This is a genomic window from Enterococcus sp. LJL98, from assembly GCF_054871745.1.
The window spans coordinates 1-24,477 of sequence record NZ_JBTXLU010000006.1; the positions used below are offsets into that span (position 1 = coordinate 1).

General features: G+C 40.7%; 21 protein-coding genes, 18 tRNA genes and 1 riboswitch. Of the genes, 37 read left to right on the top strand and 2 right to left on the bottom strand.

What is annotated here, in order from left to right:
* Positions 1-37 precede the first annotated feature (37 nt).
* From ACYSNO_RS06015 to ACYSNO_RS06100, 18 genes are all read left to right on the top strand, one after another.
* A tRNA-Pro gene (locus ACYSNO_RS06015) sits at positions 38-111 on the top strand.
* A gap of 11 nt (positions 112-122) precedes the next feature.
* Positions 123-195: transfer RNA gene (locus tag ACYSNO_RS06020), tRNA-Ala, on the top strand.
* A gap of 28 nt (positions 196-223) precedes the next feature.
* Positions 224-297 (top strand) — tRNA-Met (locus ACYSNO_RS06025).
* A gap of 12 nt (positions 298-309) precedes the next feature.
* Positions 310-383: transfer RNA gene (locus ACYSNO_RS06030), tRNA-Ile, on the top strand.
* A gap of 45 nt (positions 384-428) precedes the next feature.
* Positions 429-518: transfer RNA gene (locus tag ACYSNO_RS06035), tRNA-Ser, on the top strand.
* Between the two features lie 124 nt (positions 519-642).
* Positions 643-716, top strand: a tRNA-Met gene (locus ACYSNO_RS06040).
* 48 nt (positions 717-764) lie between these two features.
* Positions 765-841: transfer RNA gene (locus tag ACYSNO_RS06045), tRNA-Asp, on the top strand.
* 1 nt (position 842) lies between these two features.
* Positions 843-913 (top strand) — tRNA-Gly (locus tag ACYSNO_RS06050).
* A gap of 17 nt (positions 914-930) precedes the next feature.
* A tRNA-Ile gene (locus ACYSNO_RS06055) sits at positions 931-1,004 on the top strand.
* A gap of 12 nt (positions 1,005-1,016) precedes the next feature.
* Positions 1,017-1,088, top strand: a tRNA-Glu gene (locus ACYSNO_RS06060).
* 17 nt (positions 1,089-1,105) lie between these two features.
* Positions 1,106-1,195: transfer RNA gene (locus ACYSNO_RS06065), tRNA-Ser, on the top strand.
* Positions 1,196-1,319: 124 nt separating this feature from the next.
* Positions 1,320-1,393, top strand: a tRNA-Met gene (locus ACYSNO_RS06070).
* A gap of 27 nt (positions 1,394-1,420) precedes the next feature.
* Positions 1,421-1,494 (top strand) — tRNA-Asp (locus ACYSNO_RS06075).
* A gap of 16 nt (positions 1,495-1,510) precedes the next feature.
* Positions 1,511-1,583 (top strand) — tRNA-Phe (locus ACYSNO_RS06080).
* Between the two features lie 9 nt (positions 1,584-1,592).
* Positions 1,593-1,663: transfer RNA gene (locus ACYSNO_RS06085), tRNA-Gly, on the top strand.
* Positions 1,664-1,674: 11 nt separating this feature from the next.
* Positions 1,675-1,748: transfer RNA gene (locus ACYSNO_RS06090), tRNA-Ile, on the top strand.
* 23 nt (positions 1,749-1,771) lie between these two features.
* A tRNA-Ser gene (locus tag ACYSNO_RS06095) sits at positions 1,772-1,859 on the top strand.
* Between the two features lie 8 nt (positions 1,860-1,867).
* Positions 1,868-1,939: transfer RNA gene (locus ACYSNO_RS06100), tRNA-Glu, on the top strand.
* 346 nt (positions 1,940-2,285) lie between these two features.
* Here the strand turns inward: ACYSNO_RS06100 and ACYSNO_RS06105 are convergent.
* A complete protein-coding gene (locus ACYSNO_RS06105) occupies positions 2,286-2,933 on the bottom strand; it encodes an SGNH/GDSL hydrolase family protein (RefSeq protein ID WP_461730180.1) in 648 nt (215 codons plus the stop codon).
* A gap of 156 nt (positions 2,934-3,089) precedes the next feature.
* On the opposite strand from ACYSNO_RS06105, the gene ACYSNO_RS06110 reads away from it, so the two are divergent.
* From ACYSNO_RS06110 to ACYSNO_RS06195, 18 genes are all read left to right on the top strand, one after another.
* A complete protein-coding gene (locus ACYSNO_RS06110) occupies positions 3,090-4,517 on the top strand; it encodes a sulfatase family protein (protein ID WP_461730181.1) in 1,428 nt (475 codons plus the stop codon).
* 95 nt (positions 4,518-4,612) lie between these two features.
* Positions 4,613-4,703: riboswitch (SMK box riboswitch) on the top strand.
* The gene (metK, locus tag ACYSNO_RS06115) at positions 4,701-5,891 is read left to right on the top strand and encodes a methionine adenosyltransferase (protein WP_461730182.1); all 1,191 of its coding nucleotides are present in this window, start codon (positions 4,701-4,703) and stop codon (positions 5,889-5,891) included. Its footprint overlaps the riboswitch before it by 3 nt.
* An 80-nt stretch (positions 5,892-5,971) precedes the next feature.
* Positions 5,972-7,444, top strand: coding sequence for an MDR family MFS transporter (locus ACYSNO_RS06120; protein ID WP_461730183.1), 1,473 nt, complete (start codon positions 5,972-5,974; stop codon positions 7,442-7,444).
* A gap of 233 nt (positions 7,445-7,677) precedes the next feature.
* Positions 7,678-9,015, top strand: coding sequence for an ABC transporter substrate-binding protein (locus tag ACYSNO_RS06125; RefSeq protein WP_461730184.1), 1,338 nt, complete (start codon positions 7,678-7,680; stop codon positions 9,013-9,015).
* Between the two features lie 148 nt (positions 9,016-9,163).
* On the top strand, positions 9,164-10,051 hold the full coding sequence (locus ACYSNO_RS06130; RefSeq protein ID WP_461730185.1) for a carbohydrate ABC transporter permease: 888 nt from the start codon (positions 9,164-9,166) through the stop codon (positions 10,049-10,051).
* Between the two features lie 14 nt (positions 10,052-10,065).
* Positions 10,066-10,896: a carbohydrate ABC transporter permease gene (locus ACYSNO_RS06135; RefSeq protein ID WP_461730186.1), complete on the top strand. Its 831-nt coding sequence runs from the start codon at positions 10,066-10,068 to the stop codon at positions 10,894-10,896.
* Between the two features lie 4 nt (positions 10,897-10,900).
* A complete protein-coding gene (locus ACYSNO_RS06140; RefSeq protein ID WP_461730187.1) occupies positions 10,901-11,353 on the top strand; it encodes a NanQ anomerase/TabA/YiaL family protein in 453 nt (150 codons plus the stop codon).
* A gap of 20 nt (positions 11,354-11,373) precedes the next feature.
* Positions 11,374-12,210: a MurR/RpiR family transcriptional regulator gene (locus ACYSNO_RS06145; protein ID WP_461730188.1), complete on the top strand. Its 837-nt coding sequence runs from the start codon at positions 11,374-11,376 to the stop codon at positions 12,208-12,210.
* Between the two features lie 21 nt (positions 12,211-12,231).
* A complete protein-coding gene (locus tag ACYSNO_RS06150; RefSeq protein ID WP_461730189.1) occupies positions 12,232-12,885 on the top strand; it encodes a YesL family protein in 654 nt (217 codons plus the stop codon).
* A 24-nt stretch (positions 12,886-12,909) separates the two neighbouring features.
* On the top strand, positions 12,910-13,614 hold the full coding sequence (locus tag ACYSNO_RS06155; RefSeq protein ID WP_461730190.1) for an N-acetylmannosamine-6-phosphate 2-epimerase: 705 nt from the start codon (positions 12,910-12,912) through the stop codon (positions 13,612-13,614).
* 14 nt (positions 13,615-13,628) lie between these two features.
* Positions 13,629-14,549 carry a dihydrodipicolinate synthase family protein gene (locus ACYSNO_RS06160; protein ID WP_461730191.1) on the top strand — a complete coding sequence of 307 codons (921 nt, stop codon included), beginning with the start codon at positions 13,629-13,631 and terminating at the stop codon, positions 14,547-14,549.
* A gap of 15 nt (positions 14,550-14,564) precedes the next feature.
* Positions 14,565-15,458, top strand: a complete 894-nt coding sequence (locus ACYSNO_RS06165) for an ROK family protein (protein WP_461730192.1) — start codon at positions 14,565-14,567, stop codon at positions 15,456-15,458.
* Between the two features lie 264 nt (positions 15,459-15,722).
* Positions 15,723-16,502 (top strand): ABC transporter ATP-binding protein, encoded by a 780-nt coding sequence (locus ACYSNO_RS06170; protein ID WP_461730193.1) that lies wholly within the window; start codon positions 15,723-15,725, stop codon positions 16,500-16,502.
* Positions 16,499-18,181, top strand: coding sequence for an ABC transporter permease subunit (locus ACYSNO_RS06175; protein WP_461730194.1), 1,683 nt, complete (start codon positions 16,499-16,501; stop codon positions 18,179-18,181). Before ACYSNO_RS06170 ends, ACYSNO_RS06175 begins: the two co-directional genes overlap by 4 nt.
* Positions 18,108-19,088, top strand: coding sequence for an ABC transporter substrate-binding protein (locus ACYSNO_RS06180; RefSeq protein ID WP_461730195.1), 981 nt, complete (start codon positions 18,108-18,110; stop codon positions 19,086-19,088). Before ACYSNO_RS06175 ends, ACYSNO_RS06180 begins: the two co-directional genes overlap by 74 nt.
* A 1-nt stretch (position 19,089) precedes the next feature.
* Positions 19,090-20,184 carry a 2-aminoethylphosphonate--pyruvate transaminase gene (gene phnW / locus ACYSNO_RS06185; RefSeq protein ID WP_461730196.1) on the top strand — a complete coding sequence of 365 codons (1,095 nt, stop codon included), beginning with the start codon at positions 19,090-19,092 and terminating at the stop codon, positions 20,182-20,184.
* Positions 20,174-20,947 carry a phosphonoacetaldehyde hydrolase gene (gene phnX / locus ACYSNO_RS06190; RefSeq protein WP_461730197.1) on the top strand — a complete coding sequence of 258 codons (774 nt, stop codon included), beginning with the start codon at positions 20,174-20,176 and terminating at the stop codon, positions 20,945-20,947. Before phnW ends, phnX begins: the two co-directional genes overlap by 11 nt.
* A gap of 188 nt (positions 20,948-21,135) precedes the next feature.
* Positions 21,136-21,696, top strand: a complete 561-nt coding sequence (locus tag ACYSNO_RS06195; protein ID WP_461730198.1) for a restriction endonuclease — start codon at positions 21,136-21,138, stop codon at positions 21,694-21,696.
* A gap of 171 nt (positions 21,697-21,867) precedes the next feature.
* On the opposite strand, the gene ACYSNO_RS06200 is transcribed toward ACYSNO_RS06195, so the two are convergent.
* Positions 21,868-22,368 (bottom strand): GNAT family N-acetyltransferase, encoded by a 501-nt coding sequence (locus ACYSNO_RS06200; protein ID WP_461730199.1) that lies wholly within the window; start codon positions 22,366-22,368, stop codon positions 21,868-21,870.
* 400 nt (positions 22,369-22,768) lie between these two features.
* On the opposite strand from ACYSNO_RS06200, the gene ACYSNO_RS06205 reads away from it, so the two are divergent.
* Positions 22,769-24,445 (top strand): formate--tetrahydrofolate ligase, encoded by a 1,677-nt coding sequence (locus ACYSNO_RS06205; protein WP_461730306.1) that lies wholly within the window; start codon positions 22,769-22,771, stop codon positions 24,443-24,445.
* Positions 24,446-24,477 lie beyond the last annotated feature (32 nt).

Genomic DNA, 24,477 nt, shown 5'->3' on the forward strand with positions numbered 1-24,477 from the left:
GGTTCGACTCCTCTTGGGTGCATCGTTACATATTGTACGGGAAGTAGCTCAGCTTGGTAGAGCACTTGGTTTGGGACCAAGGGGTCGCAGGTTCGAATCCTGTCTTCCCGATAGTAAATTTAGGGGCCTTAGCTCAGCTGGGAGAGCGCCTGCCTTGCACGCAGGAGGTCAGCGGTTCGATCCCGCTAGGCTCCATATCATTTTTAATAAATGATTTTTTGTTCGCGGTGTAGCTCAGATGGCTAGAGCGTTCGGTTCATACCCGAAAGGTCGGGGGTTCGATCCCCTTCGCCGCGATTTTTAGAGCTTGGACCTTTAGCTCAGTTGGTTAGAGCAGACGGCTCATAACCGTCCGGCCGTAGGTTCGAGTCCTACAAGGTCCATCTTTTCTTTATGGATTTGTAGGTATAGGGCATTATTTTTACACCGGAGGATTACCCAAGTCCGGCTGAAGGGAACGGTCTTGAAAACCGTCAGGCGGGTAAAACCGTGCGGGGGTTCGAATCCCTCATCCTCCTTTGCTGAGAAACACAATAAGTTATTATTGATGTTGAACAGTACTTGGCAAACAAAGTGAGCGAAGTTACCTTTGTAATCATTGTTAGTCAAACTTATTCTTTTGAATGTTCATACATTCCTTATCGCGGGATGGAGCAGTTCGGTAGCTCGTCGGGCTCATAACCCGAAGGTCGTAGGTTCAAATCCTACTCCCGCAATTTACTATTATTTATAGTAATTAAACATTATAACAAAAATATCCATATGGTTTGGTAGTTCAGTTGGTTAGAATGCCTGCCTGTCACGCAGGAGGTCGCGGGTTCGAGTCCCGTCCAGACCGCCATGCGGGTGTAGTTTAGTGGTAAAACCACAGCCTTCCAAGCTGTCGTCGCGAGTTCGATTCTCGTCACCCGCTTTTGTTTTTGTTATAACGGGCCTATAGCTCAGCTGGTTAGAGCGCACGCCTGATAAGCGTGAGGTCGATGGTTCGAGTCCATTTAGGCCCATTCATCTATTTTGGTCCGTTGGTCAAGCGGTTAAGACACCGCCCTTTCACGGCGGTAACACGGGTTCGAATCCCGTACGGATCATTTATATATGTTATACCGGAGGATTACCCAAGTCCGGCTGAAGGGAACGGTCTTGAAAACCGTCAGGCGGGTAAAACCGTGCGGGGGTTCGAATCCCTCATCCTCCTTTGCTGAGAAACACAATAAGTTATTATTGATGTTGAACAGTAACTGGCAAACAAAGTGAGCGAAGTTACCTTTGTCATCATTGTTAGTCAAAAATATTTTTTTGAATGTTTATACATTCTTTATCGCGGGATGGAGCAGTTCGGCAGCTCGTCGGGCTCATAACCCGAAGGTCGTAGGTTCAAATCCTACTCCCGCAATTTACTAGTAATAGTAAAAAGTTTCAAGGTTTGGTAGTTCAGCTGGTTAGAATGCCTGCCTGTCACGCAGGAGGTCGCGGGTTCGAGTCCCGTCCAGACCGTTTTTCAAAGTTATATGGCTCGGTAGCTCAGTTGGTAGAGCAATGGATTGAAGCTCCATGTGTCGGCGGTTCGATTCCGTCTCGCGCCATTACCCATCGCGGGTGTAGTTTAGTGGTAAAACCACAGCCTTCCAAGCTGTCGTCGCGAGTTCGATTCTCGTCACCCGCTTTTGGAAATTGGGGCCTATAGCTCAGCTGGTTAGAGCGCACGCCTGATAAGCGTGAGGTCGATGGTTCGAGTCCATTTAGGCCCATTTACAAAGCCATTATTGGTTTTGGGGAAGTACTCAAGAGGCTGAAGAGGCGCCCCTGCTAAGGGCGTAGGTCGAGTGATCGGCGCGAGGGTTCAAATCCCTCCTTCTCCGTTTTAAAAGGTCCGTTGGTCAAGCGGTTAAGACACCGCCCTTTCACGGCGGTAACACGGGTTCGAATCCCGTACGGATCATTTCTGAAGTATTCTGTGAGAATGCTTCTTTTTTTTGTTCAAAACTCTTATGGTATGCGCTTTTACAAAAAAGCATCGGCGATTTTGTCCAATGCTTTTTTATTTTCCAGAAAAATCATCTGAACCCTTCAATTAGAGGGCTAATCAAACGCAATAGTAGTCAACGATGTGAGGTGGTTTTGAAAAGTTGATTCAAATACCGCGTGCAGAGGCATTTTTGTGTTCGATCAATCGATGAACACCTTGGATAAAGCGTAGAAGATAGTTAGAAAACTAAAAGAATCAGGGCAACGAGTGATGGAAAATACGCTGCTCTGATTTCCTGAACTTCATCGCAATAATCTTTTTAGGGTTGATTGATGGCTTCTTTAAAGAAGGGAATGAGTAAGGTTGCAATTTTCTTATAGCCTTCATTATTGAGATGGAAATAGTAATGGACAAGGTTAAAATCATCGACAAAATCTTGTGGGACATCGAGCGGATCAATGGGACTATGAGTGTATAAATCACAAAAAGGCAAGCCATATAGTTGGGCAATTTGTCTGATTGTTTGAGAGTAAATGGCAGGTAATTCACCGTGTGTTTGCTTAAAAACTTTGTAGGGAATGATTAGCAGAATTTGAACGTGTGGGGCACGATTTAAGACGTCTTCAATCATGGTTTGATAGGCACCACAAAAAGTAGACGCATCAAAAGGATGCCCCTTTTCTTCGATTTGGCCAAAGGTAGAGGTAGACATTTTATTAAAATTATTAATTCCAACAAAAAAAGAAACGCCTTGGTAGTGGGCATAATCAAAGTTCAAGGATCGTTGACAAACGTCTTGGACGGTATTACCTGAGATTCCTTGATTTTCAATTTTGATTTCTAACTCTTGTTCTAGGTGTGTTTGATAACCTTGGCATTTTTGATTAGGCTGACGGGTAAATGCTAGAAATTGTTTTTGATCATACCAGGTGACAGAATCACCAAAGGCGACCCAATTTTTTTTCATTTTTTTCGACTCCAATCGCTGGTTTTATGAAATAGCCGAAAATACTCATGACTGTAAGTATGAGAAATCCAACTAATCTTTAGTATAAATCAAATTTCCCTCCTTCGAAAGAGCGGTTTCAAGGTATAATAGAGAAAATAGAAATGAGGTGTTTTTTTGGAAGAAAAAAAACTGTTTGGAAAAAAGCCCAATATCATCTTGATTGTTTCAGATGATCACGGATATGGTGATCTATCCTTTTATCAAAAAGATGCTACCGTTCATACGCCCAATCTGGATCGTTTGCGAAAGGAAGGGCTCTTATTTGAACAAGGATTTGTAAGCGCTCCGATCTGTTCCCCCTCCCGCTCGAGCATGATTGTGGGCAGTCATCAACAACGTTGGGGTGGTAAATGGTTTGATAGTTCAAATTTTGCACCTGAGCCGTATCGTTCGATTCCTGAAATTTTAAAAGATGCAGGCTATCGCTCCGGTTATTTTGGGAAAGTTCATTATGGACCAGATGCACCAGGCAGTCGAAGTTGTCCTGAAAATCATGGATTTGATGAGTCCTTTTACGGGTTAGCAGCTCAAGGAATGGGGCGCCTACACTATCTCATTCACGAACAAGAAGCAGAAAGCCAGCATGGTGCAGCAGCGAACATTTTGGGTATGCATGCGATGTATGAAAATGGGCAGGCAGTTGAGTGCCATGAGCATTTAACGTCAGCATTTGGAAGAAGAGCCAAACAATTTATAGAAGACGCGCTGGATGAGGAACAGCCTTATTTTTGTATGGTTGCTTTTAATGCCGTCCATAATTTTGCTTGGCAATTACCAGAAGAAGAATTAGAAAAACGAGGGCTACCGAGTTTTGAAGATTTTAAAGGATCGCCTTCTGAATACCTTGATTGGTATGATGGGGCTATCTCACCCAACTTACCGAACGGTCGAGCCTACTACCTGGCTCAATTAGAATTAATGGATCAAGAGATTGGTCGCCTATTGGATACATTAGAAGCAACGGGGACACGAGAAGAAACACTGGTTATCTATTTAACAGATAACGGTGGTTCTGCTTGCAATTATGGTGATAATGGTCCGCTAACAGGTTCGAAATATAGCTTATTTGAAGGAGGTATTCGCGTACCTTACTTGGCTTCTTGGCCAGGTATTATTGCGGCCAATAGTCAAACGACGGATTTAGTCTCTAGTATGGACCTTTTGCCGACTTTTTCCTATTTAGCGGGGGTTGAACTACCAACAAATGTACCAATCGATGGATTAAACTTGGTACCTGCGTTTTTAGGTGAAGTCAATGTTGGCCATGAGGCACTGTATTTTGATACAGGCTTTCAATGGAGTGTCCGGCAAAAAGATTGGAAGCTTCATGAAGTCTTTGCTGATGAGCAATCACAAAATGCGCGGCGTGTCATGCAAGAAGTTGAGCATACCGATATTGGTCAGGGAAAAAGCCTCTTTCATTTGAAGGCGAATCAATCAGAGGATCCAAGCTTTAATTGCGCGACTTCTTATCCAGACAAAGTCGCAGAATTAACCAAAATGTACCAAACTTGGCAGAAAAAAATCCAATCTCCCTTATAAAAAAAGAAATTTTCAAGAAAATTGAAAATAGTTCTGTTTGTTTCTGAGAAAAGACTCGAAAACCAAGCAATTTTGACTATAATTTGCTATAATCAGAGCGTTGCAAGTTCCCGAGAGGATTCACTTCATTGTACGAAAAGTGGAGATGCCTTGTAACCGAAAATTAATCAGGGGGAATACAAATTGACAGAAAAACATTTATTTACTTCAGAATCTGTGTCAGAGGGACATCCAGATAAGGTGGCCGATCAAATCAGTGATGCCATTTTAGATGCCTTATTAGAAAAAGACCCGATGGCAAGAGTGGCATGCGAAACATCCGTTACAACCGGTTTAGTCTTGGTTTTTGGAGAAGTTTCGACGACAGCATATGTTGACATCCAAAAAGTGGTCCGTGAGACGATCAAGAAGATTGGCTACACGCGAGCAAAGTTCGGATTTGATGGAGACACTGTTGCGGTGTTAGTGGCGATTGACGAACAATCACCGGATATTGCCCAAGGCGTGGATACGGCTTTAGAAGCTCGAGAAGGTGTGAAAGATCGTTTGGATGAAATCGGTGCAGGGGACCAAGGCTTAATGTTTGGTTTTGCTGTAGATGAAACACCTGAACTCATGCCCTTACCAATTGCTTTAAGTCATCGCTTGGTTCGTCGTTTATCTGAGTTACGTAAAACTGGTGAATTGACGTACTTACGTCCTGACTCAAAATCACAAGTAACGGTTGAGTATGATGAAAATCAGCAACCAAAACGGGTCGATGCCATTGTAATCAGTACCCAACATGATGACGCGATTGATAATGAAACCTTGCGTCAAGACGTGATGGAAAAAGTCATTCGTCCAATTGTCCCAGCAGAGTTATTGGATGATGAAACGAAATATTATATTAATCCGACGGGTCGCTTTGTCATCGGAGGGCCACAAGGAGATGCGGGCTTAACGGGACGTAAAATTATTGTCGATACTTATGGCGGTTATGCACGCCATGGTGGCGGCGCATTTTCAGGAAAAGATGCGACCAAGGTCGATCGTTCTGCCAGTTATGCAGCCCGTTATATTGCCAAAAATATTGTCGCTGCAAAATTAGCGACAAAAGCAGAAGTTCAATTGGCTTATGCAATCGGTGTGGCTCAACCTGTTTCGATTGCGATTGATACTTTTGGAACAAGTGAAGTGCCTGAAGAACAATTAATAAAAGCAGTCCGTCAAAACTTTGATTTGCGTCCTGCTGGAATCATAGAAATGCTCGATTTACGCCGTCCGATTTATCGTCAGACTGCGGCATACGGACATTTTGGTCGTACAGATATCGACTTGCCCTGGGAAAAAACAGATAAAGTAGACGCGCTACTGGCAAGTGTGAAGGAATAAAAGAGGCGACCTCTATCATGAGTCTGACTTTTGATAGGGGTCGTTTTGATGTCTAAAAAAGGAAAAGAAAGTGGGATCAAATGGAAAAGAAAAGAGAAACAAATGTTTTAATCGTGACGATTGCGGTTTTCGTTGCAACCTTCATGACAGCAATTGAAGGAACCATCGTTACAACAGCAATGCCTACAATTGTCGGTTCCTTACATGGGATAGAAATTATGAACTGGGTTTTTTCAATTTATTTATTAACCAATGCCATGTTTACACCCATTTATGGCAAACTTGCGGATAAAGTTGGCCGGCGACCAATTTTTATTTTTGGGACATTCATCTTTATTGTCGGATCAGCCTTATGTGGTTTTTCCAATACGATGATGACATTGATTGTGGCCCGTGCGATTCAAGGAATTGGAGCGGGTGCCATGATGCCTGTTGCTTTGACGATCTTAGCCGATATGTACACAGCAGAAAAACGCGCAAAAATGTTGGGGTTAAACAGTACCGCTTGGGGAATTGCTAGCGTTGTCGGTCCCTTAACGGGTGGTGTCATCGTAGATACGATTGGCTGGCACTGGATTTTCTTTATTAATGTCCCGATTGGTATCGTTTTAATTGCTTTAGTTGCTTATTATTTGGTTGAAGAAAAACGTGAGAAAGACAATAAGAAAATGGATATTCGAGGCAGCCTCTTACTGATGTCTATGTTATTGACCTTATTGCTTGCTTTCCAATTTTTAGGGGAAACCGGCTTTGACTTTAAGGTCATTGCTTTACTCCTAGCCATGGTGCTATCGGTTATTTTCTTTATTCACGCAGAAAAACGTGCAGAAGACCCTGTGATCTCATTAGAACTTTTTAAGAGTCCGATTTTTGTCGTGGTGAATATCGTCGCAGCTTTAGTTAGTGGCTTTTTAATGGGCGTTGAGGTTTATATTCCGATGTGGATGCAAGGCGTACTAGGTTACAAAGCTGGCATTGGCGGCTTGGTCTTAGCCCCTCTATCGATTCTATGGGTTTATGGCTCGACGTTAGCCGGTCGTTGGATGGCCCAGACTTCAATGAAGACCACCTTGCTTCGAACTTTAGGGATCACTCTCGTTGGGGGTGTGAGCTTATTAATCATCCCGATGAGAGTTCCTTTTTACCTCTTCTTACTGATTTCAGCGGTGATTGGTATCGGAATGGGCGGGACGATTGTTGCAACTACCGTTCAAGCGCAAAACAGCGTGTCCATCAATCAATTAGGTGTGGCTACCTCATTTAATACGTTGAGTAAAACGATTGGGCAAACGGTGATGGTCTCAGTCTTCGGCCTTGTTTTAAATACCATCACACGTTCGGAATTAGCAAAAGCAGCCTTGACCGATGATCCGGATATTATGAATAAACTCGTGAATCCGCAAACGGCAAAACTTTTGCCAGATCAACTCTTGCAACCACTACGAGCTATTTTACATCAAGGAATTTGGGGTATTTATGCCTTTGGTGCAGGCTTGATTATTCTAGCAATTGGCTGTGTATGGCTCTTGAAAAAAGAACCTGTGAAAGCTTAAGGAAATGATTCTCTGTCTGAAAAGAGGGAGAATCTTTTTTTATGCTTGCTTAAAAAAGAAAGATTTTTTATTTTGTCTATTGAAAAAAATATTTCTTCCTGTTATACTGAAAAATGTAAACGTATTCAAAAAAAAGAAAACTTGCGCAAGTTTCATTTTAACGGTGATACGTTGTTAATCTTTTTCAGGGACAAAAGCTTAAAGAACGAAATAAATTGAGAAGAGGTTATTAAATGAAGAAATTATTGGTTTCATTATTAACAGCGACAGCGATTTTATCTTTAGCAGCGTGTGGTAATGGAAATGACGGGACAAAAGATTCATCGGCTTCAAGTACGGATAAAGGAAGTGGCGATGCAAAACAAACGGAAATTACGTGGTGGGCGTTTCCGACCTTTACACAAGAAAATGCAAATGATGGTGTAGGGACGTATGAGAAGAAGATTGTAGAGGCTTTTGAAGCAGCGAATCCAGATATCAAAGTTAAATTAGAAACAATTGACTTCACCTCTGGTCCAGAAAAAATTACAACGGCCATTGAAGCAGGAACGGCTCCAGATGTTTTATTTGATGCACCTGGTCGAATTATTGCTTGGGGGAAAGCCGGTAAACTCGTTGAATTAAATGATTTATTTACAGATGAGTTTATTGCCGATGTAGGAAACGATGAAATTATTAATGCAAGTAAAGCTGGAGATACTGCTTATATGTATCCAATTAGTTCCGCACCATTTTATATGGCGCTCAATCGCGAAATGGTCAAAGATGCGGGCGTTGAAGATTTAGTGAAAGAAGGTTGGACGACAGCTGACTTTGAGAAAGCCTTGAAAGCGCTTAAAGAAAAAGGCTATAATCCAGGTTCGTTCTTTAGTAATGGACAAGGAGGCGACCAAGGACCGCGAGCTTTCTTTGCCAATCTTAATAGCAACCCAATTACCGATGAAAAAGTCACAAAATACACGACGGATACACCAGAAGCGATTCAATCAATGGAACAAATTCATGGTTGGATTGAAGAGGGTCTTGTAATGAACGGTTCTCAATATGACGGTTCGGCAGATATTCAAAACTTCGCCAATGGTCAAACATCCTTTACGATTTTATGGGCACCTGCACAGCCCCAAACCCAAGCACAACTACTTGAATCGAGTAAAGTGGATTATCTAGAAATTCCGTTTCCTTCGGAAGATGGGGTGCCAGAACTTGAATACTTAGTGAATGGATTTGCCATTTTTGATAAGCAGGATGAGGCGAAAGCCGAAGCCTCTAAAAAATTAGTCACTTTCATTGCCGATGATGCAGAGTGGGGACCAAAAAACGTGGTTCGGACGGGTGCCTTCCCTGTTCGTCAATCGTTTGGCAACTTATACAATGATGAACGAATGGACATGTTAGCATCATGGACACAATACTATAGCCCTTACTACAATACAATTGACGGCTTCGCTGAGATGCGGACATTATGGTTCCCAATGGTTCAAGCAGTTTCAAATGGGGATGTGGCGCCGGCCGATGCATTAGCAGATTTTACGGAAAAAGCCAATGCGACAATTGAAAAAGCGGCAAACTAATTAAACTCTTGCTACTTTTCTTGTCTTAAGGTTTAAGGTGAGAAAAGTAGTTTTCTTTTTATGAAATAAGAAAGCTAGGAGAAAAATCATGAAAAAAATGAGTGCATCAATCACTGAGGAGCGACGCTTTGTTCCGAGGAGGACTTCTATGAGAAAAAATAAATTAAAGATGCGTGAAACGATCGTATCTTATGCCTTTTTGGCACCCGTTTTAGTCTTTTTTACTGTTTTTGTTTTAGCACCGATGGTTATGGGCTTTGTTACGAGCTTCTTTAATTATACAATGACGGATTTTACTTTTATTGGTTTTGATAATTATGTTCGAATGTTTAAAGATCCTGTATTTATAAAATCATTAATAAATACCTTAATTATTGTCATTGGATCTGTTCCAATTGTGGTCTTATTCTCACTTTTTGTTGCCTCCCAGACGTATGAACGAAATGTCATTTCTCGTTCTTTTTATCGCTTTGTGTTCTTTCTGCCAGTCGTAACAGGAAGCGTTGCGGTAACAGTCGTTTGGAAATGGATTTATGATCCACTATCAGGTATTTTAAATTATGTGTTGAAATCAGGGGGAATTATTGAGCAAAATATTAGTTGGTTAGGCGACAAACAATGGGCTTTGCTTGCCATCATGATTATTTTGCTGACGACTTCTGTTGGACAACCAATTATTCTTTATATTGCAGCGATGGGAAACATTGATCATTCCTTAGTTGAAGCAGCAAGAATCGATGGTGCCAATGAGAATCAAGTTTTTTGGAAAATTAAATGGCCAAGTTTGTTACCGACAACGCTTTACATTGCTGTCATTACAACCATCAATTCGTTTCAATGTTTCGCCTTGATTCAATTACTAACTTCTGGAGGACCGAATTATTCAACGAGCACGTTGATGTATTATTTATACGAAAAGGCGTTTAAACTTTCAGAATATGGCTATGCAAATACAATGGGCGTTTTCTTAGCAGTCTTAATTGCGATTATTAGTTTTGCTCAATTTAAGATTCTAGGAAATGACGTTGAATATTAATAGGAGAGCAGATAATGAAAACGAAAACTTTTAAACCTTCAACCATTCTATCGACGATGATTTTACTGGCATTAACCGTTTTCTTTGTATTTCCGTTTTATTGGATTATGACGGGAGCTTTTAAATCACAACCTGCAACAATTATGATTCCTCCCCAGTGGTGGCCAGCTGATCCGACTCTTGAAAACTTTGAAAAGCTCATTATTCAAAATCCAGCACTGAAGTGGCTATGGAATTCGATTTTTACTTCAGGTGCTACCATGCTCTTAGTTTGTTTAACCTCCGCTTTGGCTGGTTATGTGCTAGCGAAAAAACGCTTCTACGGTCAAAAAATACTCTTTTCTATTTTTATCGCAGCGATGGCTTTACCAAAACAAGTCGTCTTAGTTCCTTTGGTGCGAATTGTGAATGTCATGGGAATTCATGACACTTTAGCAGCTGTTATTTTACCGTTAGTCGGCTGGCCTTTTGGTGTGTTCTTGATGAAACAATTTAGTGAAAATATTCCGACAGAACTTTTAGAATCAGCAAAAATTGATGGCTGCGGGGAAATTCGGACTTTTGTTAGTGTCGCTTTTCCGATTGTTAAGCCAGGCTTTGCCGCTTTAGCAATTTTCACTTTCATCAATACTTGGAACGATTATTTTATGCAATTAGTGATGCTCTCCTCTCGAGAGAATTTGACGATTTCACTAGGAGTGGCGACGATGCAAGCAGAGATGGCGACCAATTATGGCTTAATTATGGCGGGGGCATTTTTGGCGGCCCTACCGATTGTTGCGATTTTCTTAATTTTCCAAAAGTCATTTACACAAGGAATTACAATGGGTGCTGTGAAAGGATAAAAAGATGATCTATGACACAATGACAAACTTAGGCTGCTATAAAGGGATTCATCCAAATTTAGACCGTGGCATTGACTTTTTGCTCCAAACGCCAATCGATCAATTGCCACTAGGCGTGACCAAGATTGATGGTGAAAAAGTCTTTATCAATATCATGCATGCTTCTTTAACACAAGACTATTCGGATACATATGAATTTCATGAAAAATATCTGGATCTTCAATTTAATTTAATGGGTGAAGAACAAATTGGTATGGGGCTTTCTTTGGAATCACAGACACGAGTATATGATGAAACCCATGATTTTGGTACAATAAAATGTAAAAGCGCACTTTTATTTCCATTAGGAGACGAACACTTTATCATTTGTATGGCAAAAGAGCCACATCAACCAGGAATTCAAGGTGCATTTGGTCCACAAGTGAAAAAAGGCGTGGTTAAAATTTTAGTGGAATAAAGATTGAAGGAGAACGAAGCATGGCAAAAAAAGTAGGATTGACTTTACAAATACAGACAAATTATAACCAATTAACAAAAGCAGAAAAGAAGGTAGCTGATTATATACTTGCAAATTCCGAGGCTGTGTTGTATATGTCGATTACAGATTTAGCCAATGCTTGTGAGGTGGGAGAAACAAGCGTCTATCGTTTTTGTCGAACCATGCGTTTCCAAGGTTATCAAGAGTTTAAAATGCAGCTCTCACTCTATTTGGCTTCCGAAGAAAGTAATGATCAACCTAATGAAACAGGCAAGTTAGAAGATCAAGTAATGCAAGGGCACATTCAAGCAATTGAAGAATCCTACCAGTTGCTTGACCAAAAAATGTTAAACAAAATGATTGATATGATGGAAGACTCAAATAAAATTTACTTTTTTGGTGTTGGAGATAGCTTGGTGACTGCACAAGATGCTTGGAATCGATTTATTCGAGTGACAAACAAGGTACAGTTGATTCCCGATTCTCATATGCAATCAATGGCAACCGCTTTGGCAGATGAAGAGGACTTGCTAATCTTATTTTCTTATTCTGGTGCCACAAAAGACATTGTACATATCGCAAAACAAGCAAAGGAATCGGGAGTGAAGGTTGCTTGTATCACTCATTTTAAACAATCGCCATTAATGGCCTATACCGATGCATACTTGTTGTGTGGTGCAAAAGAATCACCTTTAGAAGGGGGATCAACTTCGGTGAAAGTTGGGCAGTTATTTCTAATTGATTTACTATATCAAACCTATTATCATCGGAACCAAAAAAATAGCCAGAGCAATCAACATAAGAGTGCGAAAGCAGTTGTAGAAAAATTATTTTAAATTGAGGAAAGGAGTAATCAGATGCAAAAAACGCGTCGTCCATTGAAACAAAGAATTTTTAATCTAGACAGTAAATGGCTACAGGTGTCTGCAAAAATATTTGATTTAATGAACTTGAATTTCTTGTTTCTTCTCAGTTGTCTCCCGCTTGTTACGATTGGTCCAGCCTTGATCGCCTTATATCAAATGACCGTGAAGATACGTCAAGGAACGATTCAACAAATGGGGCGAGAATATTATCAGCAATTTCGAGCCAATCTAAAACAAGGATTCAGTTTAGGGTTATGCGCGACTTGGATTTTCGTCGCCCTTTTTATCAATAGTCAAATGATTGCAACAATCCAAACGCCGGTAGCGATGGCCCTTCAAATCCTTTGTTATGGAATCGGCTTTATTAGTTTCGTGACGGGACTTTATAGTTTTCAGATTAGTGGAATATTTGAAACGAGTTTTTTCCAGTTATTAAAAAGTGCTTTTTACTTGGGATTTTTACACTTTTCTAAAACTTTAGCCCTTATTGCAATCTTATTACCCGTAGTCATGTTACTTTTCTTTTCACCTGTAACAATGCTTTTAACGCTATCCATCCTTTTATTTATTGGTTTTTCCATGATTGCTTACGTGCAAACAGGGATTTTACATCCCGTGTTTGAAAAATATCGCAATGAAAACTAATTTTCTAAGAAAGGATTCAAAATTATGATAAATAGAATTCAAGACTTGTCCGGAAACCTAATTGTTTCCTGCCAGGCATTACCCGATGAACCGTTGCATTCCCCTTTTATTATGGGGAGAATGGCTATCGCTGCAAAGGAAGGTGGGGCTGCAGGCATTCGTGCAAATTCTTGTGTCGATATTGCGGAGATTAAGCAACAAGTTGATTTACCAATTATTGGCATTATTAAACGGGATTACCCAGATGTCGAAGTTTTTATTACAGCAACCATGCAAGAAATTGACGAATTAATGACGGTGAAGCCAGATATCATTGCCCTTGATGCGACTTCGTCTACACGACCAGCAGGCGAGACACTGGATACTTTTTTTAAACGAATCAAAGAGAAGTATCCTGAGCAACGATTCATGGCCGATTGTTCGACCGTTGAAGAAGCCTTATACGCCGACCAACTAGGCTTTGATTTTATTGGTACCACGCTTGTAGGCTATACGAAACAAAGTAAAAATCTGCGAATTGAGGACGATGATTTTGCGATTATTCGTGAAATTTTGGCGAAAGTAAAGCATCCTGTTATCGCTGAAGGGAATATTGACTCGCCAGAAAAAGCCAAGCGAGTGTTGGAACTGGGCTGTTTTAGCGTCGTAGTCGGTTCGAGCATTACACGACCACAATTAATTACCAAAAAATACAGTGATTATATTCGTCAATCAATGACTGAAAATTAAAGGAGAATCGACAAATGAGAGATTTAAGTAAATATCAGGGAGTCATCCCAGCATTTTATGCTTGTTACGATGAGGCGGGCGAAATCAGTCCAGAAAGAGTGCAAGCTTTAACGCGCTTTCACATTGAGAAAGGGGTAAAAGGTGTTTATGTAAATGGTTCTTCTGGTGAATGTATTTATCAAAGTGTGGCCGATCGAAAAATAGTTTTAGAAAATGTCATGGCTGTTGCGGCAGGCAAGTTAACCGTCATTGCACATGTGGCATGTAACAATACAAAAGATAGTATTGAGTTAGCTAAGCATGCAGAAGGTTTGGGTGTCGATGCGATTGCAGCGATTCCACCGATTTATTTCCGTTTACCAGAACATGCCATTGCGAAATACTGGAATGAGATGAGCGACGCTGCACCAAAAACGGATTTTATTATTTATAATATTCCGCAGCTGGCTGGTGTCAGTTTAACACCAAGTCTGTATGCAAAAATGCGTAAAAACCCCAGAGTCATTGGGGTGAAAAACTCATCCATGCCCGTACAAGATATTGAAATGTTTGTGTCTGCAGGTGGAGAAGACTACATCGTCTTTAACGGTCCAGACGAACAATTCCTAGGTGGCCGTGTGATGGGCGCCCAAGGAGGAATCGGTGGCACTTATGGAGCGATGCCAGCATTATTCTTAAAATTAGATGCTTTAATTAAAGAAAAAGAATTAGAAACAGCGAAAGCATTGCAATATGACATTAATGAAATTATTGGTGTGATGGTTTCGGGTCACGGGAATCTGTATGGGATGATTAAAGAAATCTTACGTATCAATGAAAACTTAGATTTAGGTTCGGTTCGTCAGCCATTGGCACCTTTAATTGAAAGTGATTTACCGATTGCTCAAAAGGCAGCAACTCTTATTCAAACAGCGCTTGCGACATACTGTAAATAAAAGTAGGTGAAAAAAATGAAGACCTATGCCTGTATCGATATCGGCGGTACGATGATGAAGTATGGCTTAGTCAATGAAGCCGGTCAAATGATGGAACAAAGCAAACGTCCGACAGAGGCCCATTTAGGTGGAACTGGCATTATGCAAAAGGTCGAAGAAATCATTGAAGGTTTCTTGGAAACATCTGATTTAGCTGGCATTGCCCTTTCCAGCGCGGGGATGGTGGATCCGGATAAAGGTGAAATTTTTTATGCGGGTCCTCAAATTCCTAATTATGCAGGGACTCAATTTAAACAACATTTAGAAGCCAAGTATCAATTGCCGTGTGAAATTGAAAATGACGTGAATTGTGCAGGTTTGGCGGAGGTAATGGACGGTGCTGCCAAGGGTAGTCAAGTGACGCTCTGTTTAACGATTGGTACCGGGATTGGTGGTTGTATTTTACTTGGGAAAGAAATTTTTCGTGGCTATAGCAATAGCGCTTGTGAAGTCGGTTATATGCACATGGATGGCCAAGAATTTCAACAACTAGGTGCGACGACCGCCCTTATCCAAAAAGTGGCTCAACGGAAAAAGGACGTCACGGCTGACTGGAATGGCTATCGCATTTTTGAAGCGGCTCAGGCCGGAGATGTGATTTGTCAAACCGCCATTGACGAGATGATTGAAGTCCTCGTTACAGGTATTGCCAATATTTGCTATGTCATCAACCCTCAAGTTGTCGTTTTAGGTGGCGGCATTATGGGGCAAGAAGACTATTTAAAAGAACGAATGACACGAGCCTTAAAGGAGAAATTGGTCCCTAGTTTAGCAAGCCGGACAAGCTTGACCTTTGCCAAACATCAAAATAACGCTGGTTTATTGGGCGCTTTTTACCATTTTATGACGAAACAATCGAATAATAAATAAAAAGCCCCCCTACTTTTTGTAGTGAATGAAGCGACCCCCAAAAGTTAGACCAAAAATCTGACTTTTGGGGGTCGCTTCATTTCGTAAAGGAAAAGCAGGGGGGGATTTTTTATTGAGAGCAAGTTGTAGGTAAGCTAGGTTGTTTTTCTTTACATCTTTTTTGTTTGTTAATTTTTCTCGGGGAGATTTTTACATAATCTTAACTGAAAGGGGGGAATTGAATTTACATTTCTTCGTTATATTAAACAACAGGAGGGATCAACCATGTTACAGATTCAAAAGGTAAATAAAAGTTACCAACAAACACAAGTCCTACATGACATCAATTTAGAAATTCAAACCGGGGAGATTGTTTCGATTCTTGGACAGTCCGGTTCAGGTAAAACAACTTTATTAAATCTTATTTTAGGTTTAGAAGAACCAACAAGTGGTCAACTTTACTTTAAAGGAAAAGAAATGACGCATGTACCGATGGAAAAACGTCCGTTTAATATTGTGTTTCAAGATTATGCCTTGTTTCCCAATTTAACGGCCTATCAAAATTTGACTTATGGTTTACGCAATCATAAAGAGAAGGCGACAGAGGCTGAGGTGAAGGAACTCATTGCCTTACTCAATTTAGAAAATCATTTACATAAGCCAATTGATCAACTGTCAGGAGGGCAAAAACAAAGGGTGGCTTTGGGTCGCACTCTCGTTATGAAACCAGAAATCTTATTGCTGGATGAACCCTTAAGTGCTTTGGATGGCGTCATCAAGGAATCAATTAAAGCAAAGATTCAAGAAATTGCACGTAAATTTCAATTGACGATTATTATTGTGACGCATGATCCAGAAGAAGCGCTAACGATGTCAGATAAAATTGTAGTGCTCGATAATGGCAAAGTGGCGCAATGCAGTTCACCGGTTGACATTGTTAATCAGGGAACCTCGGCTTTTGTGCAGGAGTTTATTATTCATCAGTTGGCAACGAAGCAGCAAAACATTCAGCGGATCTTTCAACAAGCCGATCAGTTGAAGCAAGGTCAGCGTGTGGCCTTATGAAGAAGTTTTCTATTCGTCAATTGACGCAGTTTATGGTGCTTTGTTTCTTCTTTTGTTTTTTGTTATTACCGATTTTAATGGTTGGTTGGACGGCTTGGCCGACCGATACGCCGGCGCCCTTTGAAACGATTGGTCGAATTTTTAATCCGAAATGGGTGGAATCTTTTAAAAACAGTTTGTTTTACTCGTTGACTGCCACAAGTTGTGCCACACTTCTGGGATTTTTGTTGGCCTATGGTGTCAACTTCACCAAAATTGGCAAAAGATACATTCAAATCAATCAAAGAATTCTACTTTTACCGATGTTATTACCGACGATTACCTACGGCTTTGTCTTGATTTATGCTTTTGGAAAACAGGGACTATGGAGCAAAATTTTAGGACAATCTTTCTTTAATATTTATGGCACGATTGGTTTACTGATGGGGTTTGTCATTTATACGCTGCCCCCGATTTTTTTATTAATTCATAATAGTATGCAATATCTAGATACGCGTTTATTCATTGTATCGCGTTTGATGGGAGATAAATGGTATGTATCACTCAATAAAACAATTCTTAGTCCGCTCTATCGCGTACTGGTGGTCGCTTTTTTGCAAGGCTTTTTCATGTCTTTTACGGATTTTGGAATCCCCAGTGCCTTAGGAGGCCAGACGCCTTTTATTACGACGCTACTGTATGAAGGATTTATGGGGACGATACCGAATTTTCAATACGGATCGATGGTGGCTTTGACCATGTTGCTGCCTTCTATTTTAAGTGTTTTGATTTTAAATGAATTGCAAAAACGGATGGTCCGTTATGAAAAACCACAAGGATTAAAGTTAAAGGACAATCGCCTACGTGACGGTTTGTTTTCTCTTTTATTCTTACTTGTTTCATTATGGATAATCAGCGTCTTTTTGGTTCTTTTTATTTTGCCGTTTTTAACCAACTGGCCGAACGAGCGTCAGTTAACGCTCGCTCATTTTCAGCAATTTGTCCAAGATCGCTTTTTAATGCAAACCTTGATGAATTCTTTGAAAATGGCCTTTTCTACCGCATTTTTTGGCACGATTTTAGCCTATTTTTCGGCAATCTTAACGACGCGTAATCAAACCCACTCACTTTGGAGCAAGCTTATCGACAGTGTGGCCACCTTAACGAATTCCATTCCTGGTATGGTGTTAGGGGTTTCCTTTTTACTCATTTTCAGTGGAACGCCGCTGCATAATACGTTAGCGATTCTGGTGATTGTCACAATTGTGCATTATTTTTCGACGCCTTATCAAATGGCTAAGGAAGCCTTGCAAAAAATGAATCGAAACTGGGAGAATAGTGCCACCTTGCTTGGAGATTCCTGGCTGCAAACGATTGGGCGTTTGCTCATTCCCAATTCCAAGACAACACTCTTAGAAATGTTTGCTTATTATTTTTCGAATGCAATGGTCACAATTAGCGCGGTGATTTTCTTATCGAGTGCCAATACGATGGTCATTACAACGAAGTTAAAAGAGTTACAACACTTTGGGAAATTCAATGATATTTTTATGTTTTCTTTATTTTTATTACTGATTAATTTATTCGTCCAACAACTTATTTACTGGATAAAAAGGAGCGTTTTTCATGAAAATCAAAAAAAGTCTATTTTTCAGTTTCGCAATAGGAGCCATTTTTTTAGGGGCTTGCGCCAAAGGTGATGCAGCAAGCGAGAAAGTAATTATTTATACGAATGCAGATGACGAACCCGTCCAAGTGATGCAAAAAATCTTGGATGAGAACGGTTATGAAGACCAATATACACTGCAAACTTTTGGCACTTCGGATTTAGGGAGTAAATTATTTGCGGAAGGGAAAAAAATCGAAGCCGATTTAATCACGATGAGTACCTTCTACTTAGAAAGTGCGCAACAAAGCCAACAAATGTTCCAATCGATTCAAACGAACCTTGAACCAATCGGCCAAGCAAGTGATTTTTCAGCACCCTTTTCTGTTCAAGAAGGCGCCATTTTTTACAATACTGAAGCATTGGCAGAAGCCAAAGTACCTGTTCCAACAAGCTTAAAAGATCTAGCAGATCCACAATATGCCAATCTGATTTCCATCTCAGATATCAAACAATCTTCGACGGCTTGGTTATTATTCCAAGCGTTAATTGATACGTATGGCGAGCAAGAAGCCAAAACAATTTTAACTGCGATTTACAAGAATTCTGGCGATCATTTTGAAAGTTCCGGTTCCGCCCCTTTGAAAAAAGTTCGTTTAGGTGAAGTACCAATCGGTTTTGGTCTTCGTCATCAAGCGGTTTTTGATAAACGTCAGGGAGAAATGATTGATTATGTGGAACCTGCAGAAGGGACTTACACGTTGACAGAATCTTTTGCAGTCGTCGATAAAGGTGAAAAAACCAATCCAAAAGCAGAAGAGATGTTAAACCTGATTTTAGAAAAAGGACGGGAAGAATTGATGGAAATTTACCCAAGTGCCATTTACCAAGGAGAAACGCCAGACCAAAGCGATGCAGCAGCTAACCAAAAAGTTTATCCAGAATCACTTACAGCGGAACTATTGAAAGAACATCAAGATTTAATGGAAGAAGGAAACTGAGATGACCTATAAATTACTGACGCCAGGACCACTCACAACTTCCGAGACAGTGAAAGCAGCGATGCAAGTGGATCACTGTACTTGGGACCAAGACTATAAGGAGATTACACAAGCGATTCGTCAAGAATTATTGCGTTTGGCTCAGGTCAATGACCAAGATTATACGACGATTTTAATGCAAGGAAGTGGCACTTTTGGTGTTGAATCGGTGATTAGCTCAATGGTTTTGGCCAAGGATCATTTACTAATCTGCGCGAATGGTGCATACGGTCGACGTTTACAGGAAATGGCGGAGCAAGCCAATTTACGCTATACTTTATACGAGGTTGCCGAAAATCAAATTCCCGATGCGGAGGCGATTCGTCGAATTGTTGCAGCAGAACCGACGATTTCTGCCTTGGCCATGGTACATAGTGAAACCACTTCAGGGATTTTAAACGATTTGGATTCAGTAGCGGCGATTGCAAAAGAAAAAAACTTGCTTTTTATCGTCGATGCCATGTCGAGTTTTGGCGGGATTCCATTGGACGTAGGGCAATTGGGCATTGATTTTTTGGTTTCGAGTTCCAATAAATGCATTCAAGGAGTACCTGGTTTTTCTTTTGTCCTCGCTAAAAAAGAGGAACTAGTCGCCAGAAAAGGGCATGCTCGGTCGTTGTCACTCGATTTATACGCGCAGTATGAAGAAATGGCTCGCGATGGGAAATGGCGTTTTACTTCGCCAACACACACCGTTTTAGCCTTCCAACAAGCGCTAAAAGAATTGTCCGATGAAGGCGGCATTGTCGCTCGTTATCAACGCTATGCCGCAAACAATCACTTACTACGAACAGAAATGGCAAAGCTAGGATACCAAACGGTCATTACCGAACATCAAGGTCCTTTTATTACGTCGTTTTATTATCCCGAAACAGGAAACTTTGACTTCCAACATTTTTATGAGGCACTAAAAGCCAATGGTTTTGTCATCTATCCTGGGAAAATTAGCGACTCGGATTGTTTCCGAATTGGGAACATAGGTGAAATTTATCAAGCAGATATCGAAGCCTTGCTGCAAGTAATTAAAACGTACACGGAGGAAAATCATGACAATTAAAACAATTATTTTTGACTGGGCTGGAACAACCGTTGATTTTGGCTGTATGACACCCGTTTATGCTTTTCAACATGCCTTTTTAGAAAAAGGGATTACCCTTACAATGGATGAAATTCGCCGGCCGATGGGGATGTCGAAACGCGACCATACGGCGACGCTATTAGCCCTTCCAAGTGCACAAACACAGTGGCAAGCTGCGCATGGTACGTTACCGAAAGCGACAGATGTGGATGCTATTTATGCACGTTTTGAAGCGCTCATTTTTGAAGACCTTGCGCAAAATTCAAACTTAAAACCAGAAACATTGACGGTAGTGCAAGCATTGAAAGCAGCCAACTATAATATTGGTTCGACGACAGGCTATACGAAAGAAATGATGGACGTTGTCACCAAAGTTGCCGCTCAAGCCGGCTACACGCCAGACTTTATTGCGACAGCAGAGATGACGGCTAATCTCGGCCGACCGTATCCTTATATGATCTATCAAAACATGCAACATTTTCAAGCCAAGAGTGTGAAAGAAGTTGTAAAAGTCGGTGATACAATTGCCGATATTGAGGAAGGAAAAAATGCAGGCGTGTATACGGTCGCAGTCATCATCGGTAGTTCTGAAATGGGCTTGTCCCTTGCTGAGTACGAAGCACTGTCACCTGCCGAACAAGAAGCGAAGATTCAAGCGATTGAAGCCAAATTCAAGGCAGCCGGGGCGGACCTTTGTGTGCGTGATTTAACAGAGTTTTTAGAAAAGTTACCAGAAATATAATCGTAGAAATGGGATGTCGAAAAAGGTGCGCTCTTTTTGACATCCTATTTATAAATCTTCAAACATTCGAATGTCCTCCATTAAAAGTTTATTTTAAGAAAAGTAGGGGTAACTAATAGTTATTTTTAAGGATTCTTTTCTTTTTTATTTGGTATAATTTAAGAGTAATGATTGATGGAGGTAGAAGAATGAAGAAGAAACAAGAAAACGAATTGATTTCGATGGTAGGAACAGGATTGCTAATTATTATTGGTTCTTTCATGTATGATGGATTGGTGCCGCTTCGAATGATAGGAGTTCTTGCAATGACACTAGGGATCCTTCCTTTTTTATATCATGTACTAAGTGAAAAGAAACGTTTTTCTAAAGCAAAGATGGCTGAAATTGATGAGATGTCCGGTCTTGAATTCGAACGCTATATCGTATATTTACTATTGAACAATGGCTACCAAAAAGTAGTGGGCACAGGAGAGGGACCGGATCAAGGCGTCGATGTAAAGGCAATAAAAAATCAAGTTCGATATGGGTTTCAATGTAAGCGTTGGAAGAAAAAAGTAGGGAATCGAGCCATCCAAGAAATCCATGCGGGTAAAGATTATCATCGACTCGATCAGGCAGTTGTTGTGACAAACAGTTACTTTACATCCCCTGCAAAAGAAATGGCCAAGAAATTAAATGTTGAGTTGTGGGATCGAGAGGTTCTCATTAAAATGATTGAGAAAGTGCATCTGGAAAAAAAAGAGTCTTAACTTTTTCTTACGAATATCTTCATACAATGCTTTTTCTCTACGCATACTTTATTCATATTTTCTCGCTATTCTATAAACATACCAAAACAATGCAAACACTTTTTCATTTTATTTCTCCCTTCCAAAGAAATAAACTCCTAAAAAAGGTAGAAGACCGAGTCAATCGATCTTCTACCTTTTTGTGTCTGGCTTTTTTTTGAGAATGAAAACATTGCTATGAAAAGCAGCAAGATATCTTTCCTTTTCAAAATGGAGTTTTGCTAAGAGACGTTCGCTCGCGAGGTTCCCGGGATGTACAAGACAAAGAATCTCCGCTTGCGGGTACTTGGTTTGAAGATAAGGAAGGAAGGTGCTTAAAGCTTCGAACATATAACCTTGACGCTGAAATTCCGGACTGGTTGTGAAACCAAGCGTAATCGTCCGTCCTTTTTTGGCTACGAATAGGTCACCAATAAGCTGGTCATCCTCTTTGGTTGCAATGGCAACTTGGATTTGTTGGTCTTTGAGGGAGCGAGTTTGATTCCTTTGAATAAAAAGATGCAATTCGTCGAGCGTCGTATCTTCCCATTCTTGGTAACGGGCACATAAAGGATCATTCCGATAAAAATGCAGTTGACTTAAATCTTTCAATTGAAAACGACGTAAAACGAGACGAGCGGTTTCAAGAATCATTTGAATCACTCCTTTTTTCATTAAAGCAGATGCTTCCCCTTCAATTTAGCACAATTTATCAGAAATTACGAAAGAAACCCTAGTAGAAGGTCGAGCGGAAAACGTAAAATGTTCGTTTTTAAAGATGAAAAAAATCTCATGTTTCCCTTTTTTTAAGTCAAACATGAGAAAATACGTATGATAGAATGGTTTTTCTGTCATGATAATGGCTCGAATGGTGAGGTGTTTGACAAGCATTTGTCAACATGCTAATTTGTAACTAGCTAAATGAAGGCCTTCACTATCTCAATGGTGGCATCTTTTTTTTGAGTAGTAAAAAGGAACGATACTTTCTATATCCGAACAATAAGGTGGAACAACAAAAAAGAGAAATGAAACGCGAAGGGGAATGAAAAAGAAAATGACATTTTTATCTGATATCGAGATTGCCAGTCAAGCAAAGATGCGACCAATTAAAGAGATTGCAGCATCGTTGCATTTAACTGAAGAGGATTATGATTTATACGGAAAATATAAAGCAAAATTAAATGCTTTTGAATTAGAAAAAATGCAAGAACGCCCGGATGGGAAATTAATTTTAGTTACGGCGATTACCCCGACTCCTGCTGGTGAAGGCAAGACAACCACTTCTGTCGGTTTATCTGATGGCTTAACAAAAATTGGCAAAAAAGCCATGCTTGCTTTGCGTGAACCTTCTTTGGGGCCTGTTTTTGGAATGAAAGGTGGGGCTGCAGGGGGCGGTTACGCGCAAGTCGTGCCAATGGAGGATATTAATTTGCATTTTACTGGAGACTTCCATGCGATTAGTTCAGCCAACAACTTATTAGCAGCGATGTTGGACAATCATATTCACCATGGAAACGCTTTACAAATTGATAGCCGTCGGATTACGTGGAAACGTGTCGTTGATATGAACGATCGACAATTGCGCCATCTTGTCAACGGCCTGCAGGGGAAAACCAATGGAGTCCCTCGTGAAGATGGCTTTGATATTACGGTGGCGTCGGAAATCATGGCAATTTTGTGTCTTGCAAATAGTATCGTTGATTTAAAAGAAAAACTGGGAAGAATAATTGTGGGGTATGATTATCAAGGGAAACCCGTCACGGCCAGTGATTTAAAAGCTGAAGGGGCTTTGACTGCTTTGCTAAAAGAAGCCATCCATCCAAATTTGGTTCAAACCTTAGAACAGACACCCGCTTTAGTGCATGGTGGCCCTTTTGCAAATATTGCGCATGGTTGTAACAGTGTTTTAGCAACAAAGCTGGCGTTAAAATATGCCGATTATACTGTGACAGAAGCCGGTTTTGGTGCAGATTTAGGAGCAGAAAAATTTATTGATATTAAGTGTCGTTTAGCAAAAATTCAACCCGATGCCGTGGTCTTAGTTGCAACGATTCGTGCCTTAAAGATGCACGGTGGCGTGAGTAAGAATGCGCTTGGACCAGAAAATGTGGATGCCGTCTTAGATGGTTTACCAAACTTAGAAAAACACTTAGCCAATATGCAAGGTGTCTTTGGGTTACCAGTCGTTGTTGCAATCAACAAGTTTCCAACAGATACACCTGCGGAACTGAAGGCCGTTGAAAATGCTTGTAAAGAACGCGGCGTGGAAGTTGTCCTATCGGAAGTTTGGGAAAAAGGTGGGGAAGGTGCGATTGAATTAGCTGAAAAAGTCGTTGAGCTAGCAGAACGTCCGAATACCTTCCGTTTTGCTTACGACTTCGAAGATTCGATTGAAGAAAAGTTGACGAAGATTGTACAAAAAGTATACGGTGGAAAAGGGGTCGAACTCACTCCTAGTGCGCGACGCGAAATGCAGGAACTCGAAGCACTGGGCTTGGGTGAGGCGCCGATTTGTATGGCAAAAACGCAATATTCCTTCTCAGATGATCCAACCTTAATTGGCGCACCGAAAGATTTCACTGTGACGATTCGTCAGTTAAAAGTGTCTGCTGGCGCTGGATTCATCGTTGCCTTAACCGGGGCGATTATGACGATGCCAGGCTTGCCAAAATCACCTGCAGCTGAGCGAATTGACGTCGATAGAGAAGGAAACATTTCTGGTTTGTTTTAACTGTGAAAGTTCAGTCGATTTAATCGATACGA

What these genes read in the sequence shown, in the direction of transcription:
- ACYSNO_RS06105 (WP_461730180.1), bottom strand. Translation starts at nt 2,933, where the DNA reads ATGAAAAAAAATTGGGTCGCCTTTGGTGATTCTGTCACCTGGTATGAT.
- ACYSNO_RS06120 (WP_461730183.1), top strand. Translation starts at nt 5,972, where the DNA reads ATGGAAAAGAAAAGAGAAACAAATGTTTTAATCGTGACGATTGCGGTT.
- ACYSNO_RS06125 (WP_461730184.1), top strand. Translation starts at nt 7,678, where the DNA reads ATGAAGAAATTATTGGTTTCATTATTAACAGCGACAGCGATTTTATCT.
- ACYSNO_RS06130 (WP_461730185.1), top strand. Translation starts at nt 9,164, where the DNA reads ATGAGAAAAAATAAATTAAAGATGCGTGAAACGATCGTATCTTATGCC.
- ACYSNO_RS06135 (WP_461730186.1), top strand. Translation starts at nt 10,066, where the DNA reads ATGAAAACGAAAACTTTTAAACCTTCAACCATTCTATCGACGATGATT.
- ACYSNO_RS06140 (WP_461730187.1), top strand. Translation starts at nt 10,901, where the DNA reads ATGATCTATGACACAATGACAAACTTAGGCTGCTATAAAGGGATTCAT.
- ACYSNO_RS06145 (WP_461730188.1), top strand. Translation starts at nt 11,374, where the DNA reads ATGGCAAAAAAAGTAGGATTGACTTTACAAATACAGACAAATTATAAC.
- ACYSNO_RS06150 (WP_461730189.1), top strand. Translation starts at nt 12,232, where the DNA reads ATGCAAAAAACGCGTCGTCCATTGAAACAAAGAATTTTTAATCTAGAC.
- ACYSNO_RS06155 (WP_461730190.1), top strand. Translation starts at nt 12,910, where the DNA reads ATGATAAATAGAATTCAAGACTTGTCCGGAAACCTAATTGTTTCCTGC.
- ACYSNO_RS06160 (WP_461730191.1), top strand. Translation starts at nt 13,629, where the DNA reads ATGAGAGATTTAAGTAAATATCAGGGAGTCATCCCAGCATTTTATGCT.
- ACYSNO_RS06165 (WP_461730192.1), top strand. Translation starts at nt 14,565, where the DNA reads ATGAAGACCTATGCCTGTATCGATATCGGCGGTACGATGATGAAGTAT.
- ACYSNO_RS06170 (WP_461730193.1), top strand. Translation starts at nt 15,723, where the DNA reads ATGTTACAGATTCAAAAGGTAAATAAAAGTTACCAACAAACACAAGTC.
- ACYSNO_RS06175 (WP_461730194.1), top strand. Translation starts at nt 16,499, where the DNA reads ATGAAGAAGTTTTCTATTCGTCAATTGACGCAGTTTATGGTGCTTTGT.
- ACYSNO_RS06180 (WP_461730195.1), top strand. Translation starts at nt 18,108, where the DNA reads ATGAAAATCAAAAAAAGTCTATTTTTCAGTTTCGCAATAGGAGCCATT.
- phnW (WP_461730196.1), top strand. Translation starts at nt 19,090, where the DNA reads ATGACCTATAAATTACTGACGCCAGGACCACTCACAACTTCCGAGACA.
- phnX (WP_461730197.1), top strand. Translation starts at nt 20,174, where the DNA reads ATGACAATTAAAACAATTATTTTTGACTGGGCTGGAACAACCGTTGAT.
- ACYSNO_RS06195 (WP_461730198.1), top strand. Translation starts at nt 21,136, where the DNA reads ATGAAGAAGAAACAAGAAAACGAATTGATTTCGATGGTAGGAACAGGA.
- ACYSNO_RS06200 (WP_461730199.1), bottom strand. Translation starts at nt 22,368, where the DNA reads ATGATTCTTGAAACCGCTCGTCTCGTTTTACGTCGTTTTCAATTGAAA.
- ACYSNO_RS06205 (WP_461730306.1), top strand. Translation starts at nt 22,769, where the DNA reads ATGACATTTTTATCTGATATCGAGATTGCCAGTCAAGCAAAGATGCGA.